The 15,106-nt window shown below is 46.9% G+C and carries 11 protein-coding genes; 1 reads left to right on the top strand and 10 read right to left on the bottom strand.

The window, feature by feature from the left end:
* Window positions 1–55 precede the first annotated feature (55 nt).
* The gene (locus IEY46_RS08715; RefSeq protein WP_188991028.1) at window positions 56–847 is read right to left on the bottom strand and encodes a class I SAM-dependent methyltransferase; all 792 of its coding nucleotides are present in this window, start codon (window positions 845–847) and stop codon (window positions 56–58) included.
* A 244-nt stretch (window positions 848–1,091) separates the two neighbouring features.
* On the opposite strand from IEY46_RS08715, the gene IEY46_RS08710 reads away from it, so the two are divergent.
* Entirely contained in the window at window positions 1,092–1,631 is a 540-nt protein-coding gene (locus IEY46_RS08710) for an RDD family protein (protein ID WP_229750153.1), read from the top strand.
* A 34-nt stretch (window positions 1,632–1,665) separates the two neighbouring features.
* Here IEY46_RS08710 and IEY46_RS08705 read toward each other — a convergent pair whose 3' ends face one another.
* The 9 genes from IEY46_RS08705 to IEY46_RS08665 all read right to left on the bottom strand — a co-directional run bounded on the left by IEY46_RS08705 (window position 1,666) and on the right by IEY46_RS08665 (window position 15,088).
* Window positions 1,666–2,415: a PEP-utilizing enzyme gene (locus IEY46_RS08705; RefSeq protein WP_188991026.1), complete on the bottom strand. Its 750-nt coding sequence runs from the start codon at window positions 2,413–2,415 to the stop codon at window positions 1,666–1,668.
* Between the two features lie 297 nt (window positions 2,416–2,712).
* On the bottom strand, window positions 2,713–3,156 hold the full coding sequence (locus tag IEY46_RS08700) for an SMI1/KNR4 family protein (protein WP_188991024.1): 444 nt from the start codon (window positions 3,154–3,156) through the stop codon (window positions 2,713–2,715).
* Window positions 3,157–3,381: 225 nt separating this feature from the next.
* Window positions 3,382–3,828: an OsmC family protein gene (locus IEY46_RS08695; protein ID WP_188991022.1), complete on the bottom strand. Its 447-nt coding sequence runs from the start codon at window positions 3,826–3,828 to the stop codon at window positions 3,382–3,384.
* Window positions 3,829–4,198: 370 nt separating this feature from the next.
* Window positions 4,199–4,501, bottom strand: coding sequence for a type II toxin-antitoxin system HicB family antitoxin (locus tag IEY46_RS08690; RefSeq protein WP_188991019.1), 303 nt, complete (start codon window positions 4,499–4,501; stop codon window positions 4,199–4,201).
* Between the two features lie 52 nt (window positions 4,502–4,553).
* Entirely contained in the window at window positions 4,554–5,186 is a 633-nt protein-coding gene (locus IEY46_RS08685) for a zinc dependent phospholipase C family protein (RefSeq protein WP_188991017.1), read from the bottom strand.
* A 52-nt stretch (window positions 5,187–5,238) separates the two neighbouring features.
* Window positions 5,239–8,148, bottom strand: coding sequence for an excinuclease ABC subunit UvrA (uvrA, locus tag IEY46_RS08680; RefSeq protein WP_229750152.1), 2,910 nt, complete (start codon window positions 8,146–8,148; stop codon window positions 5,239–5,241).
* Complete coding sequence (locus IEY46_RS08675; protein WP_188991015.1) at window positions 8,124–9,092, bottom strand: hypothetical protein; 969 nt, start codon at window positions 9,090–9,092, stop codon at window positions 8,124–8,126. Before IEY46_RS08675 ends, uvrA begins: the two co-directional genes overlap by 25 nt.
* Window positions 9,093–9,463: 371 nt before the next feature.
* Window positions 9,464–12,688: a glycoside hydrolase domain-containing protein gene (locus IEY46_RS08670; protein WP_188991013.1), complete on the bottom strand. Its 3,225-nt coding sequence runs from the start codon at window positions 12,686–12,688 to the stop codon at window positions 9,464–9,466.
* 480 nt (window positions 12,689–13,168) lie between these two features.
* Window positions 13,169–15,088, bottom strand: a complete 1,920-nt coding sequence (locus IEY46_RS08665) for a hypothetical protein (RefSeq protein ID WP_229750151.1) — start codon at window positions 15,086–15,088, stop codon at window positions 13,169–13,171.
* Window positions 15,089–15,106 lie beyond the last annotated feature (18 nt).

Below are 15,106 nucleotides of genomic sequence, written 5' to 3'. Positions count from 1 at the left end.
CTCCTCAATGTGTTGTATTGCTTTTTTCCAGTATTTCCACCCGGGTATCGAATATTCATTCATGAGGAATTCGAGCAGGTTTCTTCATAGCTTCAATGCGCAGTCGGCTGGTATCGGCCATCCATTGACCTTCCAGGTTAAGATGTGGTTCAACTTTTGCTTCGATGGAGCGGAAGATCGACGTTTTGTCTGCTGTGGTGACGTCCTGAAAGAAATACTCGCTGAAACTTTCCAACCACTTTCGTATCCCGTTTTCGCCTTTGATCGGAGTAAGCGTGTCGAAGTGCTGCGCGAATGTAACGCGGAAGCCTGTCTGCTCCAGCAGAGTTGTGTATTCGCCAATGGTAGGAAAATACCAGGGATTCCGCCCCGCCCACGCATAACCGTGAGCTTCCAGCTCCTGCTCCATGGCGGTGGTCAGCACAGAGACATTGCCGCTTCCGGCGAATTCTGCCACGAATCGGCCGCCATCCCGCAGGGCGAGCCAGATCGAACGGGCGGCAGCTGGAGCATCCTTGATCCAGTGTATCACTGCATTGGAGAACACAGCGTCATAATAACTATCTGTCCGGTAATAACAAACATCCCCCGTTTGTATATTCAGTTCAGGGAACTTCCGCCTTGCTCTTCCCACCATTTCCTCCGACTTGTCGATACCCGTGGGTATCGCTCCAGTGGCTGCGATCGCGGCCGTCAAATTCCCGATCCCGCAGCCCAAGTCCAGGATTCGCTCTCCGGGCCGTGGATTCAGCAAAGATAGTGCTCCGGCTCCAGGCATGGCGGCGGCATTCAGTTTGTCATCGCGTACCCCCGAATTCCGATGATCTTCAGCATGTTGGCTGCACATAACATTAGTCTCCTTTGTGTAAGTTCAATAATCCCTATTAAGGATCTCTTATATCGATGTTAACTGTGATACTGCCAGCCTGTCAAGCTGATCGTACCGTTATATGACTCATTAACTGGGCTTCAATTTCTTCAAAATGATACGGGAGACCGTAAAAAAATACGTTGTACATCTTTTTATTACTACAGGTATAATTTAAAAATAAGTTCAATAAAGCATCTGTTGAGATTTTTTAAGGGGGTATGTGAATGCAAGCAAACATTTTCCTTCGTTTCAAAGCTTTTATGATCGATTACATCTTCATATTAGGTTATTTATGATTCTCGTTCTTATTAATATCGTATTTCCTTCTATTCAACAGTTATTTACAGGTTCCCTGATATTAGCGCAAGCAACTGGTTTCTTCATGGTTACATTTCCAGTGTCTCTTTATTTCATCATTAGTGATTCCGTAATTGGCGGGCAGTCTATTGGAAAACGAAAAGTTGGCATTCAAGTAGTCAATAAAAACAATACATCGGTTTCAGTTAAACAGATGGTCTATCGTACTGTATTAAAGTTCCTCCCTTGGGAGTTGTCACACTTCCTTGCCTATCACTTGGTGTATATAGGTGATGGAGAAGTACCATTTCGTTATTACCTGATCGGCGGCCTAATTTATTTTTTCATATTTGTATACATTTTTACAGCAATTTTTACAAAAGAGAAAAGAGCGCTGTATGATAAGTTCGCAAGAACAAAGGTCATCAAAACAGAAATTCAAAAAAAGAATATAGAAATGTAATCAACCCATTTCTTCCTCAAAAACAAACTTCACTTCATTGGATCACGCGTACGACAATGCCGGAGATCGCGTCCAAGCGAATGCGATCGCCATTCTTGATAGCAGCCGTTGCCGTTTGACATCCTACGATACAAGGAATATTGAACTCTCTTGCTAAAATCGCCGCATGGCAAACGACTCCGCCGCGGTCTGTAACAAGACCGGAAATCAGATGGGCAACCTCAATAAAATGGGGGGTTGTCATCGTTGTAACCAGAATATCTCCTTTTTTTATTTCATGAAAATGTTCCGTGTCCATCGCGATATAAGCTCGTCCCTGCGCTCTTCCTCTACTTGCTGGAGTTCCACTTACCAAAAACTCCTCTTCAACATTTAATTTGTTGTCTTGCGGCCGGACTTCCTGACGTTCATTCAATAAATCGCGAAGCTCCTTGCTCCAAGCGTTGTTTTTGGCCCATTGTCCCTGCTTGATCTTCAATTCGGATAACGTTTCCCATACATGCATTTCAAAGATCGCTTGATCAAAACACATTATGAGATCAAATGGAGCCATTTCATCCGCTCTGTTCAGAGCAAATATATATTTGGCTTTAGAATACGGCAAATGGTTGGAGAAAAACGCCAAAGTCTCCTTAGTAGCTTTAATGGCCTCGCGCATTTGCGATTCATGTTCAGTTGTACGATTCAACTGATAGATATAGATGCTCTGATAAGCCTGCCTTAATATCGGTTTAAAGTTCTCAAGTACCTCGCCATATGCAATTCTGATCTTATTGAAAATCATCGTCCCCTTTCAATTTGAACGCAAAAAAGACCATGGCATCAACTGCCCATGGTCTTAGCTCTTTACTGAATGAAAACATGTTTTTACGTTAAAAAAACATGTCCGTCAGCAATAAAGCTTCCGCCGATTAGATGAGCGAGATGAAATGCCTTTTAAATGATGTTTAATCATTTGAATGGTTCTCATCGCACTCACCTCTTCCTAGAATTTGGTAACTATAAAATACCATATGCCATATTTGAAGTCAATGACTTGCTGGCTAACCTCCAGAAAAAATCTGTCGTATACATGTATGACTCACCATTCATAAAAACATTCTTCGATCAGCGCTTCAAAGGAATCCGCCAGGCGATGAATTTCGCCGTTATCGTGATAAGAGATGTATACCTCTCCGGCCTGATTGATCATAATCGGATCGCCTGAACCATCCATCGAGATTACGTAGCTCGTCTGTATAATCTCTGCGCCGGGTACTTCTTTGAACTGCTCCCGGAACTCCAGCGTCAAGTCGACAACCGTTTCATTTCCGAGACTTGTCCCATTCGTGAATGCATGTACAGCCAGACCGGCATAAGCTCCCCCAAACGTGAGGATAAACTGAACATAGTCCTCATGAAATCGAACACCCAGCCGCTGCTGGGCATCGGCGATTTCTTCCTGGCTCGCCGGGCTTCCCACTAATGTGCGATTATCCTCCCGAAGCAGAAAAATCTTCAATCTCTCCATTATTGCCTCATTCATAGGAAAACGGCCCTCCCAGCCCATAAAAGATCATTCCGTTCATCAAATCATAACATATAACGGGCCACTCGAAGCGGATATTGATGACAACCGTGGGCTGCGGGACTCTGCCAGATAGCCAGATAATTAGGCCGATATTTGGGGAAGCATGTAAAAAAATAAAAAAGCTGCGACCGGTCATCATCTGACCAATCCCAGCTTCATTGCATATTTTATGAGATTCGATTAATTTTCAATGATGACTTCAGCTAAGGTGAGATTAACCGGATTAGCAAGGGTATCTCCAACCGGACATTTGCTCTCCAGAAACGAAACAAACTCCTCAACCTTTTCCTTCGGTGAATCGGTTTTGATACGGAATGTGTAACGGATGTCGGAGTAGCCTGGACGGACCGCAGATTTGTTGAAGAAACCATCCAGATCCAGATCGCCTTCCACATCTACTTGAAAGTCTTGAAGATTAATGCCAAATTTCGGTGCATATACTCTGGCAACGATAGACTGGCATGCACCTAACGAGGCAAGCAAAGCCTCAACGGGATTCATACCGGTATCTGTTCCGCCCAGACTCTTGGGCTCGTCGATTGTCAACTCGAAATGTCTGGAAGTGGTTTTCACTTTAACGCCATCTTGTAAATGCGCCGTTGCTTTGAAGGTAGTAATAGCAGCCATGTTATACTCTCCCTTTGATTAGGTTGTAACGTTCGCCATGCTTCGATTTAAAACAAACTTTTCCACTCTTTTTTATATGTATTTATTTGTATTCATTATAAGTTCGGTGCAGCAACCTGTCAATCCATGGAACCTATCATTGTAGTAAAATTGCGTTAATCCCCTAGCCCTCGAACTCGTCCGGAAAATGAGTAGTAAATCCAAAATAGTGAGCAAGAATGTGAACAATTCGACTTGCTGTATATCCTCTTGAAGCCCGCCTGAATCACTACAGTTTGAACAGATCTTTTTCGCCTATAACAACGGGTTCAACAAACTCGACAAGAACAGAGTGTTTATTTATACCGTTCCTCGTTAACTTAACCATTTATTATTCTTCCGCTTCCTCAACCGTTCCCAGAAGTCGGACTCTCACACGTGATGGTCGGCGTAGACTCATATCGCCAGATTCGGGTATGAACTCTCCATCCTTTAACCGTAATTCAAAATACTTTTTCTTAACAACTTCGATTTCTTTCAGCAATTCAATCATCGTATTACCGAATGCATGACATCCAGGCAGTTCTTCTATGAGACCAAAATAATAGTCTGAATGATTATTGTGGTTCTTAGGAATATATTCCGTAATGGCGTTATAGTTTTGTGTCATGTAGTAAGCAAGATCTTTACTCACGATATCACCACCTTCTGCTTATTTTATTTCCTTAATCAACTAAGTTACACGATCACTCTGTTCGCCTATTCTCCTCAATTACAGCAATAGCCTTTATTTTCGACAGATTGATGTATTCGATAATATCGTTAAACCGATAGACTTCAAGCTCACAGTGTTTGTTTTGCTCAATAATATTAAAATCCCCGGCCATCTCTTCAATGAGGTTTTGTAAATCAGAAATCGTTATATCTTCAATTTCTCCCGGGGCATCATCAGCATCATCTATTACCAGCCATTCTTTCAGGTTGTGATAATTGAAATGACAAAGTAATTTCGTATTCATCTTTCTAAAATCTGAATGCCATTTCTGCAGGAAATAAGGGTCTGACTCTTGCCTTTGCTTTAATCCATATGGATAATAAATATGCTCCATCCACACTTGGTCGGATATTAAATGAGTCAAATATCCAACGGAGTAATCATTTTTATCATCTGATAAATAGTTATCCATGTATCGGTTGTAATTAATGTGCCGCGTGCCCTTGTCGATATCTCCTTCAAAGAAATGGGTGATGTTTTTCCTTTCCCCAAAGGAGGCATCCGGAGCGATTGAACCTATCAAAAAAGCCCTTTTGTTATGAATGAAATCGAGACTGGAAGCTACCATATCGCCGATTATTAAATGCATCAAACGCGAGCCCATCTCAGTCGCTCCTTTCCTTGTTGCTACGATTCACAAAAACACTTCGAACCTATTATCCCCCTACTGCTTCCAGCACCTCGCGCAAATACTTGCCTGTCCACGAGCCATCCATCAAGGCGACCTCTTCCGGCGTACCGGCCGCTACGACCATTCCCCCTTTGTTGCCGCCTTCTGGTCCCATATCTATCACATGATCCGCCACCTTGATTAAATCTAATTGATGCTCAATGACTACGACGGAATGACCTGCATCTACAAGCTGCTGAAGACAATCGATAAGCTTCTGGATATCGCTTAAGTGAAGCCCTGTCGTCGGCTCATCCAGAATATAAAGATTATGCGATCCGCGCTTGATCTTGCTCAGTTCGGTTGCCAGCTTAATCCGCTGCGCCTCGCCGCCGGACAGTGTCGTAGACGATTGGCCTAGACGCAAATATCCGAGCCCAAGCTGGTCTAACACCTTTAATTTATGTAAAATGTAGGGTTGATCATCGAAATATCCGACCGCTTCCCCGATACTCATCTCCAGAACCTGCGCGATATGCTTATCCTTGATGCGCACGTCCAGTATTTCCTCATTGAACCGCGAGCCATGGCAGACCGGACATACCGATTCGACATCCGGCATAAACTGAAGCTGTGTCGTCACCGTTCCTTCTCCCTGGCAATTCTCGCACCGTCCTCCATTTTTCTGGTTGAAGCTAAAGTCATTCTTCGTTAAGGTCTTGCCCGCGGCAGCAGCGGCTGCTGCGTACAAATCACGGATCTTATCGAAGAAGCCAACGTATGTAGCCGGATTGGAACGCGAGCTTCGGCCGATCGGAGATTGATCGATGTTAATAATGCCGGTCAAATACTCATAGCCGGCCAGTTCATCATGCTCGCCGGGAATGATACGCGCATCGTGGAAGTTGGCATAAAGCTGCTTGCTGATGACTTCGTTGATGAGCGTGCTTTTTCCTGAACCCGAGACGCCTGTAACGCACACGAGAACGCCGAGCGGAACGTCGAGATCCACGTTGCGCAGATTGTTCGCTCTTGCACCGCGCAGCGATAGCATCGGTCCTGCCGGCAAGCGCCGCTTGGCGGGAATATTGATTCTGCTGGTCCCCGACATATACGAACCCGTAATCGAATCCGGATGCGATTGGAGCTGCTCCGCCGTGCCTTGGGCTATAATGCGTCCACCTAGAGCACCGGGCTCTGGACCAATTTCAATGATATAATCCGCGCTGCTGATGGTATCCATATCATGCTCTACCACAATAATCGTGTTCCCAATATCCCGCAGCTTCTTCAACGTATCAATAATGCGTACGCTGTCCCGGGCATGCAGCCCGATGCTGGGCTCGTCCAACACGTATAACATCCCCATGAGCCCGGAGCTGATTTGCGTGGACAACCGAATCCGCTGTGCTTCTCCTCCCGAGATCGTGTCCGAACGACGGCCGAGGCTGAGATAGTCCAGGCCGATATCAAGCAGCAGATTCACCCTGGATTGAATCTCGGCAGCAATTTGCTGGCCGACAACTACCCGTTCAGATGCAAACGTTAATCCATTCAGATAATCATCCAATTCATAGAGTGAGCAATGGCATAATTGGTGCAGATCTGAACCTCCTACCTGCACGCAGAATCGCTGTGGGCGGAGTTTTCTCCCCTCGCAGTCGGGACATGTATGCTCAATCATTACCCTTTTATAAAATTCATCGTCGATTGTAGATCGTGCATTGCGTTTCAGATAAAGCTTATACCACCAGTTGATGATATGAACCATACCGCCGAAGTTCATCAGCTTACCGGCATGCCGAGTCTGTGACTTGGAGGCATCCTCTCCCGGGAGGAATGGGAATTTTTCGCCTTTGGAGCCGTACATCAAGAGCTGTTTAGCCGGATCCGGCAGTTCGGCGTAAGGAGTATCAAGGCTAAAGCCATAATGAGCGGCCATACTGCGGACCAGCGCCCAAATCCAGGTTCCGCCGCTTAGCCCTAACAATTTCGGATCAATCGCGCCTTTGTTGATGCTTTTATCCGGATTCTTGATCAGAAACCTGGCTTCCGCCCGCATGAAGGTGCCAATTCCGCCGCAGGTCCGGCAAGCGCTGTCCGGATCGTTGAACGAGAAATAATTAGCGTTCATTTCTCCCTTGGTCAGATGATGTTCGGGACAAGCAAAGTCGTGATAAAATCGCTCGAAATCCACTTCTTCACCTTCCGGTACGCGGTCGATTTCGAACCGGATAAATCCTTCTCCCACCAGCTTCAAGCTGTTCTCAATCGTCTTGGCAAGCGCCTTGAACGCATCAGCCTGTACGATCACTTTGTCGATGACAACCTCAATTTTGTATTCGGCTTCCTCATCAAGTTCAATCGGATCGCCAAGATTCCGGCTCTCTCCATCAATGCGTACCGCCCGGAAACCTTTGGAACGGATTTCATCGAATGTGGTATCATAGTGCTCCCCATAAATCTTATAGATCGGTGCGAGTACTTCCAGTACGGTTCCTTGCGGAAGCTGGCGAATATGATCGATCATTTGGCTGGCAGACCGAGTCGGAACCGGATGCTTGCAGAAGGGACAGCAGGCCTCCCCAACCGAAGCGAACAGCAGTTTCATAAAGTCATAAATATCTGTCATTGTGCCCACCGTCGACCTCGGATTAACGATGCCTTTCTTCTGTTCGATGGCAATGACCGGGGATAACCCAAAGACAAAGTCAACATCAGGCTTCTTCAGCTGATTCATCCGGCTCTTGGCAAAGGTCGAGAGCGATTCGAGAAACCGCCTCTGACCTTCCCCGTAGATGACGTCGAATGCAAGAGAGGATTTGCCTGATCCACTCACACCGGTTATGACGGTCAGTTTATCCCGCGGAATATCGACGTCAATATTCTTCAGATTATTCTGTCTGGCTCCCCGTACTTCGATGAACTGCCTCACCATGCACCACCTGACTTCCATATCGTCTCTTCTTCGCTTCCGAACAAATAGGCAGGCTCCGATAATATCACTTTGCTCTTGGGTGTTGCTTTCGTCTGCGTATCCAGCTTGACCAATAATCCCCGATCGACCAGCCAATCGCATATGGATGTTGTACTTCCAGGATCGAGATGAATGATCTTGCCGAACTTTAAGGCGATTTCCGTCACCGAGCGAACGTCCTCCTCTTGCTTCAGATAGTCCAGCACCGGCTGGAACAATCGTTCAGCACGTTCATTCAAATAGGCTTGAATCCGTTCAATTGTTTCATACACTTTGGTCTCGGATCCTTGTCCCCATATCAGATCCGTATAGATTGCATCAAAGAAAGCGGGATTAAAGACCATTGCCTGCTGGACAGACTCTCTCATCGGGATATCGCCATGTATCAGCACCTCGATTTGCGAAAGTGTATCAATCATCTTGATGATCCAAAATGTGCTATAGGCGGGATCCTTCTTAACGTACAACCACTTCTCAGCCTTGGCAAGTGTTCCAAGTGCATAACCCCCAAGCAGCATCAGTTGGAGCTGTCGGTCGCGTTCACCAACATATCGGATCTGCTCGAAGTATTCCGTGATGGAATCATCCTTAGTAAACAACAGCGTACTGCGAGAAAGCATCGAATGGCCGAAGGAACCGCTTACAGAACGTTCGACCCAGCGTTTGAATTCATTGCGTGTCTGGATGGTCGTATTAATAGGCACTTCCTGCTCGACGAAACAGGTGAAACTAATTGCCAGCTTCTGATCCTGCACGATCAGCTTGAGATCGATATCCGACTTCTCCCACACCTGGTCATAAGACAAGCTCCCCACAAGTACGGCGGCAATAACCTGCTCATCCCGTTGGATCTTTTCTACGAACTGATGCAGCGCTTCACGAAATAATGCAGTCGTTTCTTCGCTTGTTTTCAGTGGTTCCACTCTCCTCCTTTTGTTCTTGATTCCCAATAATACATTATTATCCTCTTACTTCCATCTATGCAACTGGCAATCTTGATGAGAGATTCAACAAAACAATCGGGTCAGGATGATTATTTTCAAGTTATTGATGGCAACAACTCTACTATAATAAGTATTAAAATGAAAGGCAACGCCAGTTTCTCGCCATCACCGATCTTTAAGAATGCCGATTCGGCATGCCAGTTTTTCAGGGCATCCGATATCGACTCCTGATAGATATCAATACAAGCAAAGAGCCCTGGAATCCAAATTCGGTTCCAAGGGCTCTTTGAGAGGATCGTTTAAGAGAATCAGATTGAAAATTCCTGTTTCTTGACTTTTTGGACTCTACACTAATTCACTGTAATATCCCACGATACCGTATCATATGTGATATCACCGTTGCTGTCCAGAACAAAATAGAGATTATCTCCGGCAGCTACATTCACATTGAAGTTAAAGGAGACGCCCGTCGTATCTGAGGCTGCTACAAACTGGTACCCGTTTCCGGAAGGCCACACCTGTGTTGTGCCCTTCATGATCTTGGCATTTACCCCGTTTCCGTTGGCCGTTTGTTTTTTGATAGACCCATACACATTTTTGGTAGCCGCAGCCGGAGCGGTCCAAACGCGTGCTGATTTGGTCGTAACATCGGGATGCTGCCAAGCACCGCCGACAAGAGCGGATCCTAGACCTTCCCATCGATTATTTGCCGCGCTCCAGGACAAATTGGTGTACGTGTTAAGATCATTCGTATATTTGTAGGACCAATTATTAGTGCCCTGGCTGCTGGAGAAGCCCGTTAATGAATTGTTTGGACCGCTAATCGCATCGTATTCACAGGACTTAGGGCTTCCGTAGGCAGGATCGCCTACTATAGCATTATTGCAGACAGTCGAGCCTGTAAAAAGACCGACGTTATACTTTCCATTCGTTCCATAACGGACGGCCTTGGTGCCGCTGAAGCTGCATGTGCTTCCTTCGCTAGCGCAGTAAACCCAATTTTGCGATTGCGGAGTTGACGGCCCGTAAACTTCGAGTTCATCAATAAATATATAATCCGATAGCGATCCATAGGTCTTAAAAGAGCTTGTTTTGATATATCTTGCGGATACAGGAGCGAATGTAAAATTATATACCGCTCCGCTCTCTGCATTCGGTTTAAACAGCACGCCTCTATGAATGAAGTTAACCCCGTCCGTGCTAGTAAAGAAATCTACATATTCTGGCCGGTAGTCCCATTCATAGACTTCATAGGCTCTGGACTTGATTTGATCCACTGTCTGGATGGATCCCAGATCGACTGTGACGCTTTGATAGTGAGTCGTTCCACTCTGCAAACGGATTGCCCATGTCTTGCTATCGTCAAACCTTGATCCGACAACTCCGTCGGTTGATTTGTAGTTGACATCGGGGTAGGCCGGATCTGGAGGCGAAGACAAGGTGTAAGTCTTGCCTCCAGCAAGATTAGGTCTGGGCAGAGCGTTTCCTCCCACTTCGAGATTGGATAATACATAAGCGCTGCCATTACCGGCTGAAGCGTTTATACGCACATATCTGGCTTTGGCATTAATGCCTACAAAATCATCCCCTCCGTTGCCGCTCGTTACAGCAGCGGCGTCGGCCCAGCTTGTTCCGTTGTAGGAAACTTGGACTTTGTAGCTGCTTGCATAGTTGGTTCCCCATTTGAGCCTAACGGCGTCAACCTGGCTCTGAGCGCCCAGGTCCACCGAAATCCACTGTGTTCCAGCAGCAGAAGACTGCCACGAGGTCGTCGAATTGCTGTCCACTGCCTTGGCTGCCTCGCCTCCTGCAGCTTGCGAGGATGCGGCGGCCGTCTTCCCTGCAGCCAGATCAGTGCTGAACCCTGTCCCTGCCGCCATCCTGACAAGAATAGCATGCATACGGCTCATGTAATCCGTATCCCTTGAATATCTCTCCGCCGAAGTGACGAGGCTGTCCGCTATTCCTTGGGCAATATCCGGATTGGACTGTTTCACAATATTCAGCAGCTCGTAGTCCTCGATGCCATCACGAAGCGCTTCCAGCCGCATGCTGGCGCGAAGCTTGTTGCCGGGAACATCCGGATAGACGATAAACCCGTCTCCCTTGGAAACCACGGCCGGATAATCCCAGTGATTATAGCCCCAATGGAGATAGCCTGTAACCCCTGTCTTAAAAGCATTCCAGATATTAGTACGCTGGCTCCATACCGGCTGGTCGATCGCCCTGTTTGTAAAATTGCCGAAGGGTCCGCCGCTGTTATAATACCAAAGCTCTTTGCCGTTGGCCTGCAAATTGCTGTAAAACGATTTGTTCTGTTCATGCAGTAAAGTATATGGGATAAACAGATCCGCATGATTTTGGATTTGTCCCACTGCCCATTGGCTCAGCATAGCGTCACCGACCTTGATTCCCGGCCAGTACTGTCTCATCCGGTTGACAATAGATTTATAGGCATCTACTTGGCCTTGCGTACCAATCTCATCTTCCACATGCATCCACCACATGTCCGTCCAGCCTTTGGAATCCAGATGTGATTTCAACGCGGGAATATAGGCATCAATCCAAGCCGTCGCCTTGGGAGAATCCCAGTCGACGAAATTTCTGAATGAAGCGCCGCTGGCATTCCGGTCGATGATTTGTGCCTGCGACTTTGCACTTCCATTGTTTTGAACCATAAATAGTCCTTCTAATCTTTTGACTGCACCATTGGTAATGAAATATTGAATCACCTCATCGAATTTGCTCCAGTTGAACGTGTATGTTCCGTTAGCGTTGAGGGTGGTTCCCCCATCAAGAAGCAAATGATGCATATTTACCGGAAGGCTGTTGTTCCGGTAGTCCTTCATGAATTGAGCGAAGCTGCTCATAAGGGTCCACCACTCGGGTGTAGACCTATCCCAACCGTAGGTCATCTTAATATCATCGCCATTGACCGTATCCCAGGAAATAGGCCCAAAAAATTGCATCCACATTGCATTATTGAACACACCGTTCTGAGCTTCAGGCATTGTTACATTCTGTACCTCAACGGTAACGCTTACGGGGAAGGTCCCTACAGAGGTATTGACCGTAGCCGTCCCGGTATAGATCCCTGCCGCTGCAGTTGCAGGCACTTTCACCCTAACCCATATCGGCTGAGTCGTATTGGCGCCGACAGAAAGTGAGGCCGCATTCGTAAAGTCATCCGGAAAACATCCAGGTGCTGGTCGAGTCACATAATAAAAAAATGAATTCTGGGTAAGCGTCGCGCATTGTATAAATTGGTACTTGAGATTGCTCGAGGCAATTGTATTGCCGCCGCTTGTCAGATTAGTGAAAGTAACACCGTTAATCGTATAGGCAGATGCGCTTCTCACAACAATTTGCGCGGCTTCAAACTCATTCTTGGCGGCGACGAGTTGAATGGAACTGGTCGCTCCCTGAGGTTTAACCGCATCGTTAAATACGTTGATGTAAGAAGACTCTGTCCAAACATCTGCGGCGGCGTAGACGGATAGTCCCCCGAGAATAAGCGAGCACGCCACAATCGCGGTTATGGCCACTCTGCGAAACACAACTTTAATCCTTGACATTAAAAATCTCCCTCCACCATTTTTGATAAGATAAAAATCTTGGTTGGATACATGTTGATGGCCTATTCTTGTCGGCTAGTTTCCAAGTTCTGCAGGCCCTGTTACCACCTCCCTTTCCTGTAAGCGCTTACATCATTTTCGAATTTTAAATGATAACGTACCTGTGTCCTTCCGTTTAAGTGATCTTTTACCATACCAGCCACGACGCGCCGACGACTCCCGCTCGTTCGCCATCATGATTTTTCTCGGATTCAAGCTATGCATTACATTCGTTAGCCCTGCGGCTACATATTCCGTATACCGTACTGTGAGCTCCACAGCCGGCTGATAGCCTCCAATAAGCGGATGGGAGATATGGCAAGCGGCAACTACCGTCGAATTCTTCGGCGGTAGTTGCCCTTCCCGATACGGCCTTCTTCACCCGGAGCGAGGGCATGTATATCATTGGCGACTGCTACGGGAACGCCTACTCCACAGTCATCATCCGTAGTGCTTCGTTAAATCCTTCTCCAGCAGTCCCATGCTCAATCCTGCCGAAATTTCCGCCACGGTCCAGCCTGATTCGATAGCCCATGGCCCCCAGCCTACATCGGCAGCCAGACCGTAGACTTCCATGAGTTCCACATCCAGAGCTCTTGCCCAAGCGCCATGTATCTGTTTGTTGCTGCTTTGAATCTGCGTGGCATGGAAGAACGCGGCAATTCCCTCCCACAGCTCCTTGAAATAAGGATCCTTGGTCACGAAGTAGGCTTGAGCGAATCCCATTGGAAGCCAATTAAGCGAATACAGCAAATCAACAACCGGATCCCCATTCCTGGTCAATAAGGTGCTTTCTTCCCCTTCATTGGATTCATTTCTGTCTGAACTGTAGCCGGTATCCCATTCCAGATAACCACCCGATTCGTGCCTGAATCGCTGTAGATCCGCCGTTACCTTGTAAAGCCATTCCTTATGCCTGTCATCACCGCTAATCCAGTACAACCAGGACAATGGCATAATAAGCCGGCAAACTTCCTGTGTTTCGCTATACTCTCTGCGTGTATCGGGATAGACGGACATTAAAGTTTCCAGGCCGTTGATGCCTACCTGTTTAAAAGACTCTATTCCTGTTATTTTATAAGCCAACAGGAGAGCTCCAAGATAAAAGGCGTTATAGTGTGCGCATAAATAATTGCCAGGCGTAGAAGCTAATAGGCTGAGATGTTCTTCCGTCAAATTAATATTGTCAGTCCTCTGGACACGGGTTCCGTCGGTCCCGGTTGTCCGGACCAGAAACTGCAACGCATCCACACATTCATCCAGGTATTCCTTGCTGCCTGAATACAGGCATTTCAACAGCTGGGGAATTAGAACCCTGGCCGCGTCGTCCTGGTAGCAAACGCCCCAAGCTTCTTCGGTCCACCTCAGCATGCCTTTTAAGGGGCCATTATCTTTGTACTGCATAAAATCGAAGCAAACGGAAATCAAGGCATCCGATATCTCCTTATCCCTGTCATTTCCCGTCCGCAAATAATTCATATAGAAAGCAAGCGAAGTTTCCGCTGTGCAGTCCGCTCTGATCCAGGCAAGCTCACGTTGTTTGCCGCCAGGGTAAATTTCTGTGCCTAATCCCTCTTTCACGCCATCTTTGCCTTCATTGACGAGCATCTGCGCGTCCGAGAACCAGGCGATGGATTGAGCAACGGAGCTTGCCACCTGTTGGTCCAGAGGTGTTGAAGAATCATTGGCACGTAAATGGTATGCCTCATCCGGGCGTTCCAGCTTAACCGGTACGCCGCATAACCAGCTGACAATGTAGTCGACGACACTTCTCCATTTCTCCCGCGGCGCAAAACGGGTTTTGACCCAGTCGGCCATGCGGAAATTGCATACGAGCAGGTTCTCGGGATCGTCGAACCATAAGGCCCGGTCCGAAATGCTCCCAGGTAGATTTTCAATATTCTCCATATGGCTGTGTGCCTTGACGTTGGCATACTGGAGTATCGGTCTGTTTGTGGAGCAGGCGATATCATGGGGCTTGATTCTCAGATTGCACTGCTCCTCCAGAAGATCACCTGGTAGCAGCCCGTCGATGTCCCCTTCTTCCCCGCAGAAGATCAAACGGTCGAACCTCGTTGTTACAGGAGGCGCAAAATACAAGTGTCCAATACTTCCGCAAAATTCGCTGAATATCCTTTTTCCATTCTTGAGCTGTTTTTCGAGAACTACCCGGTCTCTGGGAAGAAATATGAGCGGTTCCTCATGTGTTCCTCCGATAACCGCAATAGCGTCCATCGCATCCAGATCATGTAAAGTGAGCTCATTCGGTTTCATTACGACTAGATTAACAGGAGCTTTCATCAGAATATCCTGGAAATCGCTTGTATGCCTCGTTATGACACCGATCGTATTATTGCCCATGTTGTTCACCTTCCCGTT

Origin of the sequence: Paenibacillus nasutitermitis, assembly GCF_014641075.1 — a bacterium.
Lineage (GTDB): Bacteria > Bacillota > Bacilli > Paenibacillales > Paenibacillaceae > Paenibacillus_Z > Paenibacillus_Z nasutitermitis.
Note: the sequence above shows the minus strand (reverse complement) of the source record. Positions and strands in the feature narration are given on the sequence as shown.

Coding starts and splice junctions, on each gene's coding strand:
- IEY46_RS08715 (WP_188991028.1), bottom strand. CDS start 847: ATGTGCAGCCAACATGCTGAAGATCATCGGAATTCGGGGGTACGCGAT.
- IEY46_RS08705 (WP_188991026.1), bottom strand. CDS start 2,415: ATGATTTTCAATAAGATCAGAATTGCATATGGCGAGGTACTTGAGAAC.
- IEY46_RS08700 (WP_188991024.1), bottom strand. CDS start 3,156: ATGAATGAGGCAATAATGGAGAGATTGAAGATTTTTCTGCTTCGGGAG.
- IEY46_RS08695 (WP_188991022.1), bottom strand. CDS start 3,828: ATGGCTGCTATTACTACCTTCAAAGCAACGGCGCATTTACAAGATGGC.
- IEY46_RS08685 (WP_188991017.1), bottom strand. CDS start 5,186: ATGGGCTCGCGTTTGATGCATTTAATAATCGGCGATATGGTAGCTTCC.
- uvrA (WP_229750152.1), bottom strand. CDS start 8,148: ATGGAAGTCAGGTGGTGCATGGTGAGGCAGTTCATCGAAGTACGGGGA.
- IEY46_RS08670 (WP_188991013.1), bottom strand. CDS start 12,688: ATGTCAAGGATTAAAGTTGTGTTTCGCAGAGTGGCCATAACCGCGATT.
- IEY46_RS08665 (WP_229750151.1), bottom strand. CDS start 15,088: ATGGGCAATAATACGATCGGTGTCATAACGAGGCATACAAGCGATTTC.